The organism is Sulfuracidifex tepidarius (genome assembly GCF_008326425.1).
Lineage (GTDB): Archaea > Thermoproteota > Thermoprotei_A > Sulfolobales > Sulfolobaceae > Sulfuracidifex > Sulfuracidifex tepidarius.
In genome coordinates, this window is the sequence record NZ_AP018929.1 from 1,691,183 (window position 1) to 1,705,567 (window position 14,385).

The 14,385-nt window shown below is 38.9% G+C and carries 17 protein-coding genes and 2 tRNA genes; 18 read left to right on the forward strand and 1 reads right to left on the reverse strand.

Features of this window, described 5'->3' with window-relative positions:
* The first annotated feature begins 15 nt into the window (after positions 1-15).
* From argC to IC007_RS08820, 16 genes are all read left to right on the forward strand, one after another.
* Positions 16-1,068 (forward strand): N-acetyl-gamma-glutamyl-phosphate reductase, encoded by a 1,053-nt coding sequence (gene argC, locus IC007_RS08745; RefSeq protein WP_054844832.1) that lies wholly within the window; start codon positions 16-18, stop codon positions 1,066-1,068.
* A gap of 1 nt (position 1,069) precedes the next feature.
* Positions 1,070-1,864 carry a [LysW]-aminoadipate/[LysW]-glutamate kinase gene (locus tag IC007_RS08750; RefSeq protein ID WP_149528624.1) on the forward strand — a complete coding sequence of 265 codons (795 nt, stop codon included), beginning with the start codon at positions 1,070-1,072 and terminating at the stop codon, positions 1,862-1,864.
* Positions 1,857-2,279, forward strand: coding sequence for an HTH-type transcriptional regulator LysM (gene lysM / locus IC007_RS08755; RefSeq protein WP_054844831.1), 423 nt, complete (start codon positions 1,857-1,859; stop codon positions 2,277-2,279). Before IC007_RS08750 ends, lysM begins: the two co-directional genes overlap by 8 nt.
* 65 nt (positions 2,280-2,344) lie before the next feature.
* Complete coding sequence (gene lysW/argW / locus IC007_RS08760) at positions 2,345-2,515, forward strand: alpha-aminoadipate/glutamate carrier protein LysW (RefSeq protein WP_054844830.1); 171 nt, start codon at positions 2,345-2,347, stop codon at positions 2,513-2,515.
* Positions 2,512-3,360, forward strand: coding sequence for a lysine biosynthesis protein LysX (gene lysX, locus IC007_RS08765; RefSeq protein ID WP_149528625.1), 849 nt, complete (start codon positions 2,512-2,514; stop codon positions 3,358-3,360). The genes lysW/argW and lysX overlap by 4 nt, the downstream gene beginning before the upstream one ends.
* Entirely contained in the window at positions 3,357-4,523 is a 1,167-nt protein-coding gene (gene lysJ / locus IC007_RS08770; RefSeq protein ID WP_054844829.1) for a [LysW]-aminoadipate semialdehyde/glutamate semialdehyde transaminase, read from the forward strand. Before lysX ends, lysJ begins: the two co-directional genes overlap by 4 nt.
* The gene (locus IC007_RS08775; protein WP_054844828.1) at positions 4,471-5,517 is read left to right on the forward strand and encodes an N-acetyl-lysine deacetylase; all 1,047 of its coding nucleotides are present in this window, start codon (positions 4,471-4,473) and stop codon (positions 5,515-5,517) included. The genes lysJ and IC007_RS08775 overlap by 53 nt, the downstream gene beginning before the upstream one ends.
* Positions 5,493-6,278 carry a polyprenyl diphosphate synthase gene (uppS, locus tag IC007_RS08780; RefSeq protein ID WP_054844827.1) on the forward strand — a complete coding sequence of 262 codons (786 nt, stop codon included), beginning with the start codon at positions 5,493-5,495 and terminating at the stop codon, positions 6,276-6,278. Before IC007_RS08775 ends, uppS begins: the two co-directional genes overlap by 25 nt.
* 37 nt (positions 6,279-6,315) lie before the next feature.
* Positions 6,316-6,702 (forward strand): 30S ribosomal protein S8e, encoded by a 387-nt coding sequence (locus IC007_RS08785; protein ID WP_054844826.1) that lies wholly within the window; start codon positions 6,316-6,318, stop codon positions 6,700-6,702.
* A complete protein-coding gene (locus IC007_RS08790) occupies positions 6,699-6,971 on the forward strand; it encodes a signal recognition particle subunit SRP19/SEC65 family protein (RefSeq protein WP_054844825.1) in 273 nt (90 codons plus the stop codon). The genes IC007_RS08785 and IC007_RS08790 overlap by 4 nt, the downstream gene beginning before the upstream one ends.
* A gap of 42 nt (positions 6,972-7,013) precedes the next feature.
* Positions 7,014-7,116: transfer RNA gene (locus IC007_RS08795), tRNA-Lys, on the forward strand.
* Between the two features lie 183 nt (positions 7,117-7,299).
* Positions 7,300-8,433, forward strand: coding sequence for an acyl-CoA dehydrogenase family protein (locus IC007_RS08800; protein WP_054844824.1), 1,134 nt, complete (start codon positions 7,300-7,302; stop codon positions 8,431-8,433).
* A gap of 128 nt (positions 8,434-8,561) precedes the next feature.
* A tRNA-Lys gene (locus IC007_RS08805) sits at positions 8,562-8,650 on the forward strand.
* A gap of 151 nt (positions 8,651-8,801) precedes the next feature.
* Positions 8,802-9,524 (forward strand): A24 family peptidase C-terminal domain-containing protein, encoded by a 723-nt coding sequence (locus tag IC007_RS08810; RefSeq protein WP_054845175.1) that lies wholly within the window; start codon positions 8,802-8,804, stop codon positions 9,522-9,524.
* A gap of 75 nt (positions 9,525-9,599) precedes the next feature.
* Entirely contained in the window at positions 9,600-10,475 is an 876-nt protein-coding gene (locus IC007_RS08815) for a hypothetical protein (protein ID WP_149528626.1), read from the forward strand.
* A gap of 10 nt (positions 10,476-10,485) precedes the next feature.
* On the forward strand, positions 10,486-11,298 hold the full coding sequence (locus IC007_RS08820; protein ID WP_054844821.1) for an ABC transporter substrate-binding protein: 813 nt from the start codon (positions 10,486-10,488) through the stop codon (positions 11,296-11,298).
* Here the strand turns inward: IC007_RS08820 and IC007_RS08825 are convergent.
* A complete protein-coding gene (locus tag IC007_RS08825; RefSeq protein WP_149528627.1) occupies positions 11,278-11,829 on the reverse strand; it encodes a hypothetical protein in 552 nt (183 codons plus the stop codon). The two genes, IC007_RS08820 and IC007_RS08825, sit on opposite strands and share 21 nt — an antisense overlap.
* On the opposite strand from IC007_RS08825, the gene cimA reads away from it, so the two are divergent.
* Both cimA and IC007_RS08835 read left to right on the forward strand, forming a co-directional pair.
* Positions 11,816-13,432, forward strand: coding sequence for a citramalate synthase (gene cimA, locus IC007_RS08830; protein ID WP_054844819.1), 1,617 nt, complete (start codon positions 11,816-11,818; stop codon positions 13,430-13,432). The two genes, IC007_RS08825 and cimA, sit on opposite strands and share 14 nt — an antisense overlap.
* A complete protein-coding gene (locus tag IC007_RS08835; protein ID WP_054844818.1) occupies positions 13,429-14,334 on the forward strand; it encodes a 4-hydroxybenzoate octaprenyltransferase in 906 nt (301 codons plus the stop codon). Before cimA ends, IC007_RS08835 begins: the two co-directional genes overlap by 4 nt.
* Positions 14,335-14,385: the final 51 nt, after the last annotated feature.

Here is a 14,385-nt window from a genome sequence, read left to right on the forward strand (position 1 = left end):
TCTATATTGGTTTTAATGGAATCCAAAGTTAGAGTTGCCGTAATTGGAGGTTCGGGTTATACTGGGGGAGAGTTGCTAAGGCTCCTATCTATCCATCCACATCTTGAGATAACAGCAGTTACGTCTAGAGAATATGCAGGTAAGCCTATATCCCTCGTTCATCCAAATTTGAAGGGTTTTTTATCGATAAGCTTTTCAGATTTAAATATGGATAAAATTACTGAAAAGGCAGATGCTGTTTTTCTAGGCCTTCCACATAAGGTATCAGTCAAGTATGTTCCGGATCTAGTAGAAAGGGGAATGCGGGTAGTAGATTTGAGCGCCGATTTTAGGTTAAAGAACTCTGAACTGTATAAAGAATGGTATGGCTACGAACATCCATATCCAGATCTGCTACAGAAGTTTGTTTACGGTCTTCCAGAAATTCATTATGAAGAATTAAAAAATACCAAACTAATTGCGTCTCCTGGTTGCAACGCTACTGCTACGATCCTTGCTTTGGCCCCGGTAGTAGCTTCAAAAGTAGTAGATTCTAACAAATTTGTAAGTGATGTGAAAGTAAGCAGTAGTGAAGGCGGGGCTAAACCATCGGAAGGTAGTCATCATCCAGAGAGACAGAACGCAATAAGGCCTTATGATGCTGAGGGACACAGGCATGCTGCAGAGGCGGAACAGGAACTTTCACTGCTCGCTAAGGATAAAATAAAGGTTAGTATAGTTCCTCACGCTGTGAGTAGTGTAAGGGGAGCTTTAGCATCAGCTCATACGTGGGGAGAAGTAGATGATATGACTCTCTGGAAAAATTTAGCCTCATTTTACCGTGGTAGAAAATTCATAAGAATAATAAGAGGAAATATTCACCCCTATCCTGATCCAAAGTACGTAATAGGTAGTAATTTTGCAGACGTGGGTTTTGCTACAGAATCTAGAGTAGGAAGGATTACGATGTTTTCGGCTATAGACAACTTGGTAAAAGGTGCAGCCGGCCAAGCGATTCAGGCATTTAATCTATCTGTAGGTCTGGACGAAGATGAGGGACTGAGAATACCACCCCTGAGGCCTGCCTGATATGATTGTAGTAAAAACTGGAGGGAGAGTAATAAAGAACAATTTACAAAATTTGATCAAGAGTCTATCAAAAGTAAATGAGAAATTCGTTTTAGTTCATGGAGGAGGCGATCTGGTGACGGAATACTCAATGAAGCTAGGCGTGGAGCCTAAGTTTGTTACCTCGCCTGAGGGGATACGTAGCAGGTATACTTCCAAAGAAGAGCTTGATGTTTTCATTATGGTTATGAGCTGGATTAATAAAAGAATAGTTACTGGCTTGGTGAATCTCGGTAGAAATCCAATAGGAATCACGGGCGCAGATGGAAAGATGGTAATAGCTCAAAGGAAGAAAAGAATAGTTATTATAAACGAAAGAGGAAAGAAAATGATAATTGAAGGCGGATTTACGGGGAAAATAAAAGAAGTGGACTCAGTGAAGATCAACTCACTTTTAGAGCATTTTGACAGCGTAGTAATGTCTCCGTTAGCAGTTGATGTAGAGGAAGGCAGTATGCTCAATGTAGATGGAGATCAGATGGCTTATGCTCTGTCTACTTCCTTAAAAGCTGAATACTTAATACTATTAACTGATGTAGAAGGTGTGAAATTGAACGATACAGTTCTAAAAGAGATATCAACTACTAAAAGTAAGGAAATAGTAAATCAAATTGGTCCAGGTATGAACAGAAAGGTACTTATGGGGTTAGAGGCTGTGGAGAACGGCGTTAAGAAAGTAGTGATCTCCTCAGGTATTATAGAAGATCCTATATCTAACGCTCTATCCGAAAATGGGACGGTGATACGTAATGGCTGATGTAGATGAGAATGACCAGCGTATACTAGAAATACTGAAGAAAAATGCGAGAACTCCATACACTCTCATTGCTAAAGACCTAAAGGTAAGCGAAGCAGCCATAAGAAAGAGAATTGAAAAACTAATACGTATAGGTATTATTAAGAGATTTACTATAGACTATGAGTTAGCTAATGAAGTTAAGGCTATTGTGATGGTAAAGTCTTCTCCTCAAATACCTACACCTGAGATCTCGAAGAAGATAGCTAAAACTCAGGGAGTAGAAGTAGTTTATGAAACTACTGGAGACTATGATATAATAGTTGTTGTTCGTGGAACAAATATCTCGTCCATAAACAGAACCATAGACGAAATAAGAAGCATTCAGGGAGTAATGGGAACGAACAGTACGATAATACTTAGAACATGGTTCTAGAATGAAACCATTTTTTATGAAAAAGCTTTTTCTCCTTGCCGTGGTTGGTTAATTGGGTTTCGAATATGGTCGTCTTGAAGTGTCCAGTCTGTGGAGGAGATGTTACAGTTGAAGATGATGCTTTGCCAGGAGAGTTGGTAGAACATGAATGTGGAGCTCAGCTTGAAGTTGTAAAGAATGGAGATAAGTTATCATTAAAGCTAGCAGAACAAGTAGGAGAGGATTGGGGAGAGTGAAGGTAGGTATAGCATACGACCTACCAAGATGGGAAGAGAAGAACATTATTCAGGAAGCGAAGAATGAGGGGCATCAAGTTATTCCGTTTTATTCCAAGCAAGGTATTTTTTATTCAGACTCAAATATTGATATAGAAGCAGACCTCTTTATACAAAGGAACGTTTCTCACAGCAGGGCGGTTATGACTTCGTTCTTAATAGAGAGTCAAGGAATCCCTATAGTTAACGACTACGTGACTCTCATAAAAAGTGAGAATAAGGCTTTCACTACTTTCATTCTATCAAGAGCCGACATAAAGACGCCTAGAACTGCAGTCAGTATGGAAAAGGATATGGCTCTTTCGTCGGCCTCTACATTAGGATATCCAGTCGTAATAAAACCGATAGAAGGAAGCTGGGGCAGAATGATAGCGAAGGCACAAGATGAGGACTCCTTGAGAAGCTTCATGGAGTACCAAGAGTTCACAAGTATGTATTACAGATCAATTTATTATATTCAAGAATTTGTAAAAAAACCTGATAGGGACATAAGGATATTTGCTATAGGGGATGATGCACCAGTCGGGATTTACAGAGTAAACCCTAAAAACTGGCGCACAAACACTGCCCTCGGAGCTAAAGCGGAACCGCTTGCTATTGACGCTGAACTAAGGGAGCTTGCCCTGAAGGTTAAAGACAAAATAGGAGGATTCTTTCTCGGAATAGATGTGTTTGAGGATAAGGAGAAAGGTTACGTTATAGATGAGGTCAACGGAGTGCCAGAGTTTAAGAATACTGTAAGGGTTACCGGTTTTAATGTATCAAAATATCTTATTACCAAGCTAATGGAGTGGTATAAGAAATGATGAAGTATCTAGAACTTTATAAAAGTAGAGGACTGTCCATAGTTAAGGCTAAGGGTCAATATGCTTGGGATAACGAAGGAAATAAGTTCCTGGATCTTCATGCGGGGTACGGAGTAGCATTCCTAGGTCATAGGAACGATAAAGTTGTTGAGTATATCAAAAAACAACTGGACGAAGTAATGTCATTAACTACGGCCTTCGACACTCCCATCAGGGAGGAAATGCTGAAGGAACTTGATCCATTAAAGCCGGACGATATGCCATATGTTTTCCTTCTAAACAGCGGTACGGAGGCAGTAGAATTCTCTTTAAAAATAGCTAAAAAAATAACTAAGCGTAAAAAGCTGGTTGCGTTTAAGAACTCTTTTCACGGAAGAACAGCGGGATCGTTGTCTGTAACTTGGAACAAGAAATATAGAGAACCCTTTGAGCCTCTAGTAGGTCCAGTGGAGTTCTTGGAATACAACAACGTCGATGCTCTCAAATCCATAGGTGATGATGTTGCAGCCGTTATTGTAGAGCCTGTTCAAGGGGAGGGAGGAGTAATACCAGCAAGGTTAGATTTCATAAAAGCTATAAGAGAAATAACGAAAGATAAAGGAGCTTTTATGATAGCTGATGAAGTTCAAACTGGATTCGGAAGAACGGGGAAGGTTTGGGCGTACCAACATTATGGAGTAATACCAGATATCGTTGCCTCGGCTAAGGCTATAGGAGGCGGATTTCCGGTGAGCGCTGTTTTCGTGCCTGAATGGATAGCACAGAAATTAGAGGAGGGCGATCACGGGACTACTTACGGAGGCAATCCCTTAGCTGTAGCTGCAGTTACTGCTGCGGCAAAGGTAGTTAAAGAGGATAATGTTCCAGAGCAGGCAGCTACGAAAGGTGATATGTTTATGAAGTTACTATCTGAAGAGCTTGGAGCCCATAGATCGGTAAGAGAAGTAAGAGGAAAAGGACTTATGATAGGAATAGATCTTAAACTGAATCCAGGTTTAGCCATAAAGGTACTTCAGGACAATAAAGTTCTATCTCTTAAGGCTGGTATTACTACAATCAGATTCTTGTCCCCGTATTTAATTACGAAAGAAGATATGGAGTGGGCTGTAAATGCAACTAGAAAGGGAATCCTTGAAACAGAAGGCAAGACAAGTTCTTCTTAAACTTGCCTCAGTTTACACTCCTTCAGGAGAAGAGGAGAAAGCTAGTAACGTTATGAAGGAAATAGCAGACGATTTATCAATTCCTCTAGTGGAAACTGAGAGTCATTCCTATTATCTAAATCCCGGCTCCGATTTCTTGCTTGCATCTCATATAGATACTGTGCCCGGCTTCATAGAACCTAAGGAAGAAGGTGAAACTGTATTTGGACGTGGAGTTGTAGACGCAAAAGGTCCACTCACTAGCATGATCTTAGCTGGTTGGTATTTAAAGCAGAGAGGAATAGACGTTACTGTAGCTGGATTATCTGATGAGGAGAACAAGAGCAAAGGAGCAAGAGAACTCTTAAATTCAGGGAAAAGGTTCAAGGCTACTATAATCGGAGAGCCATCGAACACATCTGACATAGTTATTGAATACAGAGGTGTAGCTCATTTCGACGTTGTGTGTAACGGCGTAGGAGAACATGCTTCTTCCTCTTCTACGAATCTGTTGCTCGAGGTAGCAAGGAAACTCTCAGAAATCTCAAACCTACCATCAAGTTACGACTCTCCATCCTTAGTTCCTACCATTATGAGGTGTGGCGAAGCAATGAACGTTACGCCGTCCACATGTTATCTTCATTTTGATTGCAGGTTTTCCGTTTCTTCTAATTATAACGAGATCCTAGAGAAAGTCAAAGAAAAATTTAATCTATGTGAAATTAAGATAGTGGAGCAAATACCTCCCGTGAAGGCTCCTATATCTGCTCTAGTGAAGTCGTTGCAACGTTCTTTATTGAAGCAAGGTCTTAAACCTAGATTAGTTAAGAAAGCCGGTACCAGCGATATGAATTTACTGGCTCAGATTTCCGACGAAATAGTAGCATATGGACCTGGGGAATCCAAGTTGGAACATACAAACTTTGAAAAAATAAACTTGGAAGAAATATATATATCTGTTTCCTCCTATGTTAACACGATAGAGGATCTATGGCAAAAAATGGGAAAGAAATGATATTCAGACCTATTTATAGCGTTTATGAGAAATTTCTATGGAACCAGATAAAGCAAGGTCCATTTCCTAAACATGTTGGGATAATACCGGATGGAAATAGACGATGGGCTAAACTAAAGGGAGCTCAAATCGAGGAAGCTTATCTTAACGGTTACAGGAAATTACGGGAAGTTCTGATTTGGCTGTTGGATATGAATGTGAGCAACATAAGTGTTTTTGCCTTATCCACAGAAAACTGTGAAAGGAGAAATAGAGATGAACTCAATATTGTATTACGTTATATCAAAAAAGGTTTGGAAGATCTTCTGACTGATGATTTAATTCGAGATAACGAAGTGAAAGTAAGTGCTATAGGCAAACTGGAACTCCTTCCTGCAGATATGAGATCTATGATAAGCAACGTCGTGGAGAAAACATCTAATTACTCTAAGAAAAAGCTTACTTTGGCTATATGCTATGGAGGAAGACAAGAAATTCTAGATGCTGTAGCTAGGGTTCTCAAAGAGTATAGAACATCGAATATGGCAGAACTCAAATTAGATGAAGAAACATTCAAGAAATATTTTTATGACAGTGAGCTTAGCGATATAGATCTTGTAATAAGAACATCTGGTGAAGTCAGAATATCGAATTTCTTATTATGGCATATGGCCTACTCCGAGCTATTCTTCTGTGACGCTTATTGGCCTGATTTCAGGAAGATAGACCTATGGAGGGCAATTAGATCTTATCAAAAACGGAAGAGGAACTACGGGGCTTAAATTTTTATTAAACGACCAAATATCATCTTGATAATTTATGGGATTTTATCAAGGAAATGACTTGAGAAAGATTACAGGAGGAATGAAGGGTAAGAAAAGGGACAAAAGAAAGAGTGAGTTAGGTGGCTCCCCTACTTACACCGTGTTATCGGACGAAGAAATTAGAGTTAAAGAAAGAACTATGGGAGGAAACACGAAAGTAAAGTTAAGATATGCTGTTTATGCCAACGTGATAAATCCTGCCGATAGTACAGCAAAGAAGGTGAAAGTATTGGGTGTTATCGCAACTCCTGCAAATAAAGAACTGGCAAGAAGAAGAATTATAATAAAGGGAGCTAGAATAAATACTGAACTAGGAGAAGCGGTAGTCACATCCAGCCCCGGTCAAGATGGGGTTATCAATGCGGTGCTAGTTAAGCAATGAGCACTAGAGATTTCAAGGGAGAAAAGATAATTATTTGGCCTTCTTACTTTTTGGCTGAAAGTAGGAGTAAGGGAAGGAGATCTCCTAAAATTAAATGTTCTCTCGAAAATGTAATTTCTGTTTGCAAAAGCTTGGGTCTAGAACCAGAATTCCTTCAGGATAAGCAATTTCCTAGGTCAAGAAAGTATAAAGGAGCTATAGTGGTAAAGAAACTTCAAAGTAAAAGAAAAACTATTAAGTTAATAACAGATTCTTTGAGGAAAATCTAGGAAGGGATTACTTTTTATACTAAGATCTTAACATTCTTTTGTGGGCCCGTAGCTTAGCCAGGTAGAGCGACGGGCTCTTAACCGCAAAATCTGGCTAGGTGGAGGTACCCGTAGGTCCCGGGTTCGAATCCCGGCGGGCCCGCCACACCCTCATTGGTCTATGACTTGGATTAGAGGAAAGTTGTGCGGTTACTCTTATATTTAAAAAGGTGATTACTATTCTGCCTTTCATCTCTACGACTAATTGAAGCACGTGCAGGAGAGAGTAAGTACTTCTAACTAATGCTAAACTTTAAAGCAGTTTATACTTTTTATATAAACGATCTCTATGTACGAATTATCAAAAGAAGTGGAGGAATACCAAGCAAAAGTAAGAGAATATTCACAGACTGTAGTTAAAGACTATGCCAAGCATATGGACGAAACTAACGATGGAGGAGAGAAGATAGTCCAAGATATGGGGCAAAGAGGATTGTTAGGAATGAAGATACCACCAAGCTTTGGAGGATTGGGACTGGGCGAAACTGCCTTTGCAATAGCTACAGAGGAGCTTGGCGCAGAAAGTGGAGGGGCTTCTCACAGTCTTCATACGCAACTCAATGCTCTTCAGCTTTTACTTTCGGTAGGAGGAGATAGTGCTAAAGATTGGATAGAGGCAGGAAATAAAGGGAAGGAGATATACGCTGTAGCTTTAACAGAACCAGCAGCTGGATCAGACTTAGGAGCATTTCAAACCACTGCTAAACCCGATGGCAATGAGCTTCTAATAAACGGTGAAAAGATTTTCACGAGTGCTGGATCTTTCTCAACTAAGATGGTGGTTTTGGCTAGGACTAGCGGGAATGTAGGCGATAAACAAGGAGTTTCACTTCTTCTTATTGATTCCAAAACCCCAGGGGTAGAAGTGCATAAGCTTGACTTAATGGGAATAAGGGGGGCAGGAGTATCATATGTTAAATTCAATAACGCTAGAGTCCCTAAAGACTCTATAATAGGAAAGGAAGGTGACGCATACAAAGGAGCTATAAAAGCTTTGATGGTGAGCAGAAACGGATACGCTGGAATAGCTGTGGGAATAGCCAGAGGTTCATTGGATGAAGCAGTTAACAGAGCTAATGCCAGAAAGCAATTCGGTAAAGCATTAATTGACCAGGAATGGATAGGTTTCAATCTAGCTGACGCTTTCATAAAAGTAGAAGCCGCGAGGCTTCTTACAATGAGAGCTGCATATCTCTTCGATAAGGGAAAGGAGGCACTCTCAGAGGCTTCCATGGCAAAGTATTACGCTGCTACAGTGTCTGCAGAGATATCTAGGCTTGCGTTACACATCTACGGTGGCCATGGGCTTACTAGAGGATCAAAGGTAGAGAGACTTTACAGAGACTCCAAAGTAATGGAGATAGCAGAGGGCACTAATGAGATGCAACTTATGGGAGTATCCAGAATGCTAAGAAAACAATGAAGAAAATATTTATCTTATTTTTAAAGTAATTTTCAATATACAATGATTTTTTACTAGTAGCATTAAAGTCTTCTAGCATTACAAGTTTCTAGCATTAAGTTTAAATTCGTTCAAGAAAGAAAAGGTTTGGGCCCGTAGCTCAGCTAGGCAGAGCGGCGGGCTTTTAACCGCTGGAGAGACCCGTAGGTCCCGGGTTCGAATCCCGGCGGGCCCGCCACACCTTCTCCAGCTTTTCTATCTTGATAATATCGTTTTCCTATTCAGTTAGCTTTTTAAGATCTAAGATCTTCTTTGATAAAGTAGGGGTATCTAGTCCTCAGACTGCCCCTTAGAGGGTTGAGTGAGGAGGACTTCCTGCCGTGATTTGGATGGATGCGCTGAATATTTTGCAAGTTCTTCTTTCTCTAGTAATGCTTGCACATACTTCATATCTTGACATAAAATATAGAGAGGTGAATCCGCTAATATGGGTTTTTTACTCTCCTCTAGTTATATTTGGTTTCTTAAATTTTCATTATCTTAATTTATTTCTCTTCGCATATTCATATATAATTACATCGATAGTAATACTAGTCTTTTACTATCTATCACTTTTAGGTGGAGCTGATCTATTTCTTTTAATAATACTCAACCTAGCAAACGCACATATGAACACATTGATGGGAGATTCATTTCTAATCAGTGAAGGAATAGAGCCATTAATCGTTCTTATATACTCACTAGTTCCAATAACCATAGCTGGCCTCATAAATGTATTAAGAAATTATAGATATACCCCACAAAACTTTAATCTAAAAAATAGGCTTCTTCTAGCCTTTTCAGGAAAACAAATCACAGTAAAAAAATTTCTGGGTAGTAAATTTGTATTTCCTCTAACAGAAATTGATCCTGAAGGGAAAAAGCAAATTAGGCTTTCCTTCTCTATAGATGAAGACGATTCGGAATGGAGGAAAAAATTCAAGGAACTCTTAGACAGTGGAGTCTTAAGAGAGGAAGATAAAATATGGGTAGCATGGGGAGTTCCTGTAATTCCCTTTATACTCCTGGGTTATTCTGTACTTTTGATTATAGGTTTTCCTCCTTTTTTATAGAATTAATTGATAAAGGCGTTTAAAAGGAAATAGAGTGTAATTAATGATGCATTGTTTATTTCGGAAATTTCGATCGTGGGGAAAAAAGGAAGTGCGACTTTCAAGAGTGTGTTTGAAATAATGGATGATCTAGGATATCTCATAACTTATCCTACGAAAGCGAACGTTATTATAGTAATAGGTTCGACAGAAACCGCAATAAAATATTTCAATAAACTAAATCGACGAAAAAATCGTATTCTGATATCAATTTCAGAAGATGGATCTTATGTCATTCCTTTGATAGGAGAGACCAGAGGTGGTTCACTGTTAGGTAGTATGATCTCGGATTTACTAGGGGCAGAACTTGTATTGACTTCGTTTTTCTCTCAGAATGTAATATCTACCCTGGATGAATTTTTATGGGTAAATGGACTAAAAATAATTAACCCAGAGACTAAATCTGCTGTTAATAGAACTTTGAGGGAAGAGAAAAAAGTAAGGATATTAGTGGATTGCAAATGCATGGAGCTAAAAATAAATGATGGATTTGAAATAGTGAAAGAGCTAGATAAAGCTGATATAATAGTAACTAAAGATTACGAGAAGTACATTGGTACTGGTAAGGCTATATTAAAGCCCAGGGAGATACTATTTCCTATCTGGTTTACTAATTCAACCCCACTAGAGACCATAATATATTCTATTTTCACTACTATGAAGTCTGCCTTCCTCTTTGAAAAAAGGGTAGATAAGCTATTCGTTCCTCAGCATACAAATATGAAGTTCCTTGATGGAATAACCCATGTATTAAGAACTGACGTATGCAAGCTCGATGTTGAAATGTACACCACAGACGAGAATGATTACATGGAATTATGTTCTCATATTCTCTCTAGAAATGGGGGGAAACTATTGCTTAAACCAAAGAAAAGAGCCATGGGAGTGATAACCTGCTTAGGTATCAAGTAGGTAGGGTTCAATGGAAACCAAGAGAGTCTATAATCCCTTATTAGACGAGAGAATTCTCCTTCCCTTGAGAATATCAAAAATAGTGTCTCTTGATCCCGGAGCGACAGAGACAATATTTATGTTAGGTCTTGGTCATCTCGTTAAGGCTACTGACGCATTCAGCTATAGACCACCAGAGGCAAAGGCCCTTCCGAAGATAGGAAGTTACACTCACGTAAATTACGAAATGCTTGATCAGATATCCCCAGACGTGATCCTTACATCCTATGGTGCTCAAAAGAATCTCGTGAAGAAGCTCATTGAAGAAGGCTATGCTGTTTATCCTCTTCCAGTCCCTTATAGTTTGAATTCTATCCTTGACAATGTGATACTCATTAGCAACGTTTTGAACGCCCAGCATCTAGCTATGAACCTGCAAAGGAAGCTAGTTTCAATTATTAGTCAATACACATGTTTCTTGAGGAAGAGTGTAAAAGTATACGTAGAATTTGACCTGGGTGGCCCCATAACCATCGGTTATCCTACTCACGTGACTCACGCACTTCACATTTTAGGTGTTAGGAATGTCTTCGATAATTATTATGATGCGTATTTTGAACCAGATTATGATGTCCTACGTAGATCAGATCCAGATATTGTGATTTATGAACCCAAGAGGCTTACAGAAAATGAGAAGGTAAGGTTCATAGACAGCATCAAGAAAAGGAATTTAGATTTTCTTTTAGATAAAAAAATAGTTTTCTCTTCGGGTGACTTCTTAGCCCATCTTGGACCAAGTTTCATTACTCTGGGCTTACCATGGCTAGCGTCTGTTCTTTCTTAAGGAGATAAGGAATAGAATTAGTCCGATTATAGCCAGTACTGCGCCTAACGACATTCCTATTTCTAGTACGGTCTGGTATATTCCTAAACCTGAGTAAAACCTATTTATGAAGGATCCCTGGAAAATTCCATAAGTAAATCCTACGTTGTAACTGTTATTTGAAGTATCTAAAAGATAGATGGAGTACTTCCCAGGAGGCAGAGTCTCAGTAAAGTCTATGGCATTAGTTAGAGAATTTCCATTTCCTACTACAGTAACATTCACTTTATCGTTTTGATCATCTATAAATGCGATTAACGTGTTATCGTCTTTAGTAACGTTTATGTTAGCTACGAGAACCCCTTTCCCTGGCGTCAGGCTAATTTCTTTAAAATTTGAATGAAAAGTGTTCTCAACTGTGGCATAGCTAGGATAATAGAAAGGTAATGATAATTCTAATCCTAACAGGACTAGGAATATTAGGACTCCAACCCCGAGCAGTTTAAGCCCAGATGATCTATCTTTATTATCAAACCTTATAAATCTCTTCAATTACATTCACCTATGTTCGGTGTTCAAGAAATCCGTTGTTGAGGTATTAGATACAACATTAAGAGATGGTTCTCAGACAGCCAATATAGGTTTTACTTTAAAGGATAAGATACGAATAGCCCAGGAGCTAGATCAGTTAGGGATAGACTACATAGAAGGCGGATGGCCTGGATCGAATCCAAAGGACAAGGAGTTCTTCATGAAAATGAAGGATATATCTCTATCTAGAGCAAAGATTGCTGCATTCGGAAGCACGAGAAGAAAAGGGATAAGACCTGAAGATGACGTGTCTCTAAATTCAATTTTGGAAGCAGACGTTGATGTGGCAGTACTTTTTGGAAAGTCATGGGACCTCCATGTAAGAGATGTCATTAAGTCGAGTCTAGAGGAGAACCTGGAAATAGTATACGATAGTATACATTATCTAAAAGAGCATGGATTAAAAGTCATTTTTGATGCAGAACATTTCTATCAGGGCTATAAGGATAACAGAGAGTATGCAATGAATGTACTGAGAAATGCTGAGAAAGGAGGTGCAGACGTCATAGTATTAGCCGATACAAATGGAGGAACTACGCCTATTGAGGTGTTCGAAGTAACTAAGAATGTTAGAGAAAATATATCCTCTAGGCTGGGAGTCCATATGCATAACGACATAGGATGTGCTGTAGCGAATTCTTTACTAGCTTTGAGTGCTGGAGCCACGCATGTACAAGGCACTGTAAACGGGCTAGGGGAGAGAACTGGTAATGCAGATCTTATACAAATATTGCCTACAATATACTATAAAATGAAAATGATGGTTCTAAATGGAGAAGAAAGTATGAAAAAACTGAAGCAAGTCTCCAAGTTGGTTTACGAACTAGCTGGGATCAATCCTAATCCTTATCAACCTTATGTGGGAGAGAACGCTTTTACTCATAAGGCAGGAGTTCACGTCGATGCAGTAATAAAAGTTCCTAGAGCGTATGAGCATTTAGACCCGACTCTTGTTGGGAATAACAGAAAATTTGTGATATCAGAATTATCTGGTACATCTAATCTTCTAACATATCTGAAGAATATAGGAATAGAGATAGACAAGAAGGATCCGAAATTGAAGAAAGCACTTGAATTGATAAAGGAGAAAGAGAACATGGGATACAGCTTTGACATAGCCCCGTCTTCCGCTGTGCTCATAGCTATGAAAGCTTTAGGCATTTATTATCCATTTATAAAATTAGATTACTGGAAAGTGATAGGAGAAAATAGTGGTATGTCTATAGCGGTAGTTAAGGTCAATTCTAACTTAGAAGTATCAGAAGGTGTAGGTCCAGTTCATGCGCTTGACAAAGCGATAAGGTCTGCTCTAGTTAAAGTGTTCCCAGAAATAGCTTCAATAAGACTTACAGATTATAGAGTAATTTTGCCAGGAGAAGTAAAGAATACAGAGAGTTTAGTAAGAGTGACTATAGAATTTTCTGATGGTACGAACATGTGGAAAACTGAGGGCGTTTCAACGAATGTGATTGAGGCTTCTGTAATAGCCTTAATAGATGGGCTAGACTACTACCTCCAAGTTAATAAGAAAATAAAAGGAGCTCTCTCTTCTTTAGAAGTGTGAATTGGGATCCTGGAGGAGCTTCACAAAATAGAAGCAAGTTTTATGTTCTGATGAGGTTTCTAAGGATAGAGCAAACTCTTTTTAGCTTGCCTATGGCTTACCTAGGCGCTTTTGTAGTTTTAAGAAGAATACCTTCAATATATGATTTAGTTTTGATTTTCTCAGCTCTATTCTTTCTAAGAATAGCTGGTATGACTAACGATAATCTAGCTGATAGGGAAATAGATTCACGCAATCCAAGAACCCGTACTAGACCACTAGTTACTGGAGTGATATCTGTAAGTGAAGCGAAGGTCATGATAATCATTGGACTAATAGGCTTCTTTGTTTCTGCATATCTAGTTAATTTTTGGGCTTTCCTCCTTTCTCCTATAGTCGCAGCTGTCGTAATGACTTATCCTTATATGAAAAGATTTACAGCGTTTGCAAACTATCATTTAGCTTCTATACAGGGGATAGCAGTATTTAGCGGTGCTGTAGCAGTATTAGGGCAAGTGTATAATTCTTTACCACAAATTATTTACGATGTTCCATGGCTTTTCGTACTGTCCACAATATTCTGGGCACTGGGATTCGATCTTTATAACCATATTCCAGACGCAGAATTCGACAGTCAATTAGGTCTTCACAGCTTTGCTGTGATGTTGGGTAGTAATGCTTTGAAATTCGCCGGACTTAATCAGGTAGGCTCAGTCGTACTAGCTTTCTTTGCAGACTATTTATATAATCTAGGTCCAATAGGCTTTCTGTCAACAATTCTTCATGGAATTATAATGGCATATGCTTACTATTTGGCTTCTAGAGGAGATTTTGGAAGAGCGTTTTATTATAACATTTATTCTTCTATAGTTCTTGGTTTAGGCGTTGACATAGACATAGCTTTAGGAATACCCTTTTTATAACCCGTAATGTTCTACATAGTTATATATCTAGTCATATAAAAATTAATTTCT

What these genes read in the sequence shown, in the direction of transcription:
- argC (WP_054844832.1), top strand. Translation starts at nt 16, where the DNA reads ATGGAATCCAAAGTTAGAGTTGCCGTAATTGGAGGTTCGGGTTATACT.
- IC007_RS08750 (WP_149528624.1), top strand. Translation starts at nt 1,070, where the DNA reads ATGATTGTAGTAAAAACTGGAGGGAGAGTAATAAAGAACAATTTACAA.
- lysM (WP_054844831.1), top strand. Translation starts at nt 1,857, where the DNA reads ATGGCTGATGTAGATGAGAATGACCAGCGTATACTAGAAATACTGAAG.
- lysW/argW (WP_054844830.1), top strand. Translation starts at nt 2,345, where the DNA reads ATGGTCGTCTTGAAGTGTCCAGTCTGTGGAGGAGATGTTACAGTTGAA.
- lysJ (WP_054844829.1), top strand. Translation starts at nt 3,357, where the DNA reads ATGATGAAGTATCTAGAACTTTATAAAAGTAGAGGACTGTCCATAGTT.
- IC007_RS08775 (WP_054844828.1), top strand. Translation starts at nt 4,471, where the DNA reads ATGCAACTAGAAAGGGAATCCTTGAAACAGAAGGCAAGACAAGTTCTT.
- uppS (WP_054844827.1), top strand. Translation starts at nt 5,493, where the DNA reads ATGGCAAAAAATGGGAAAGAAATGATATTCAGACCTATTTATAGCGTT.
- IC007_RS08785 (WP_054844826.1), top strand. Translation starts at nt 6,316, where the DNA reads ATGGGATTTTATCAAGGAAATGACTTGAGAAAGATTACAGGAGGAATG.
- IC007_RS08790 (WP_054844825.1), top strand. Translation starts at nt 6,699, where the DNA reads ATGAGCACTAGAGATTTCAAGGGAGAAAAGATAATTATTTGGCCTTCT.
- IC007_RS08800 (WP_054844824.1), top strand. Translation starts at nt 7,300, where the DNA reads ATGTACGAATTATCAAAAGAAGTGGAGGAATACCAAGCAAAAGTAAGA.
- IC007_RS08810 (WP_054845175.1), top strand. Translation starts at nt 8,802, where the DNA reads ATGGATGCGCTGAATATTTTGCAAGTTCTTCTTTCTCTAGTAATGCTT.
- IC007_RS08820 (WP_054844821.1), top strand. Translation starts at nt 10,486, where the DNA reads ATGGAAACCAAGAGAGTCTATAATCCCTTATTAGACGAGAGAATTCTC.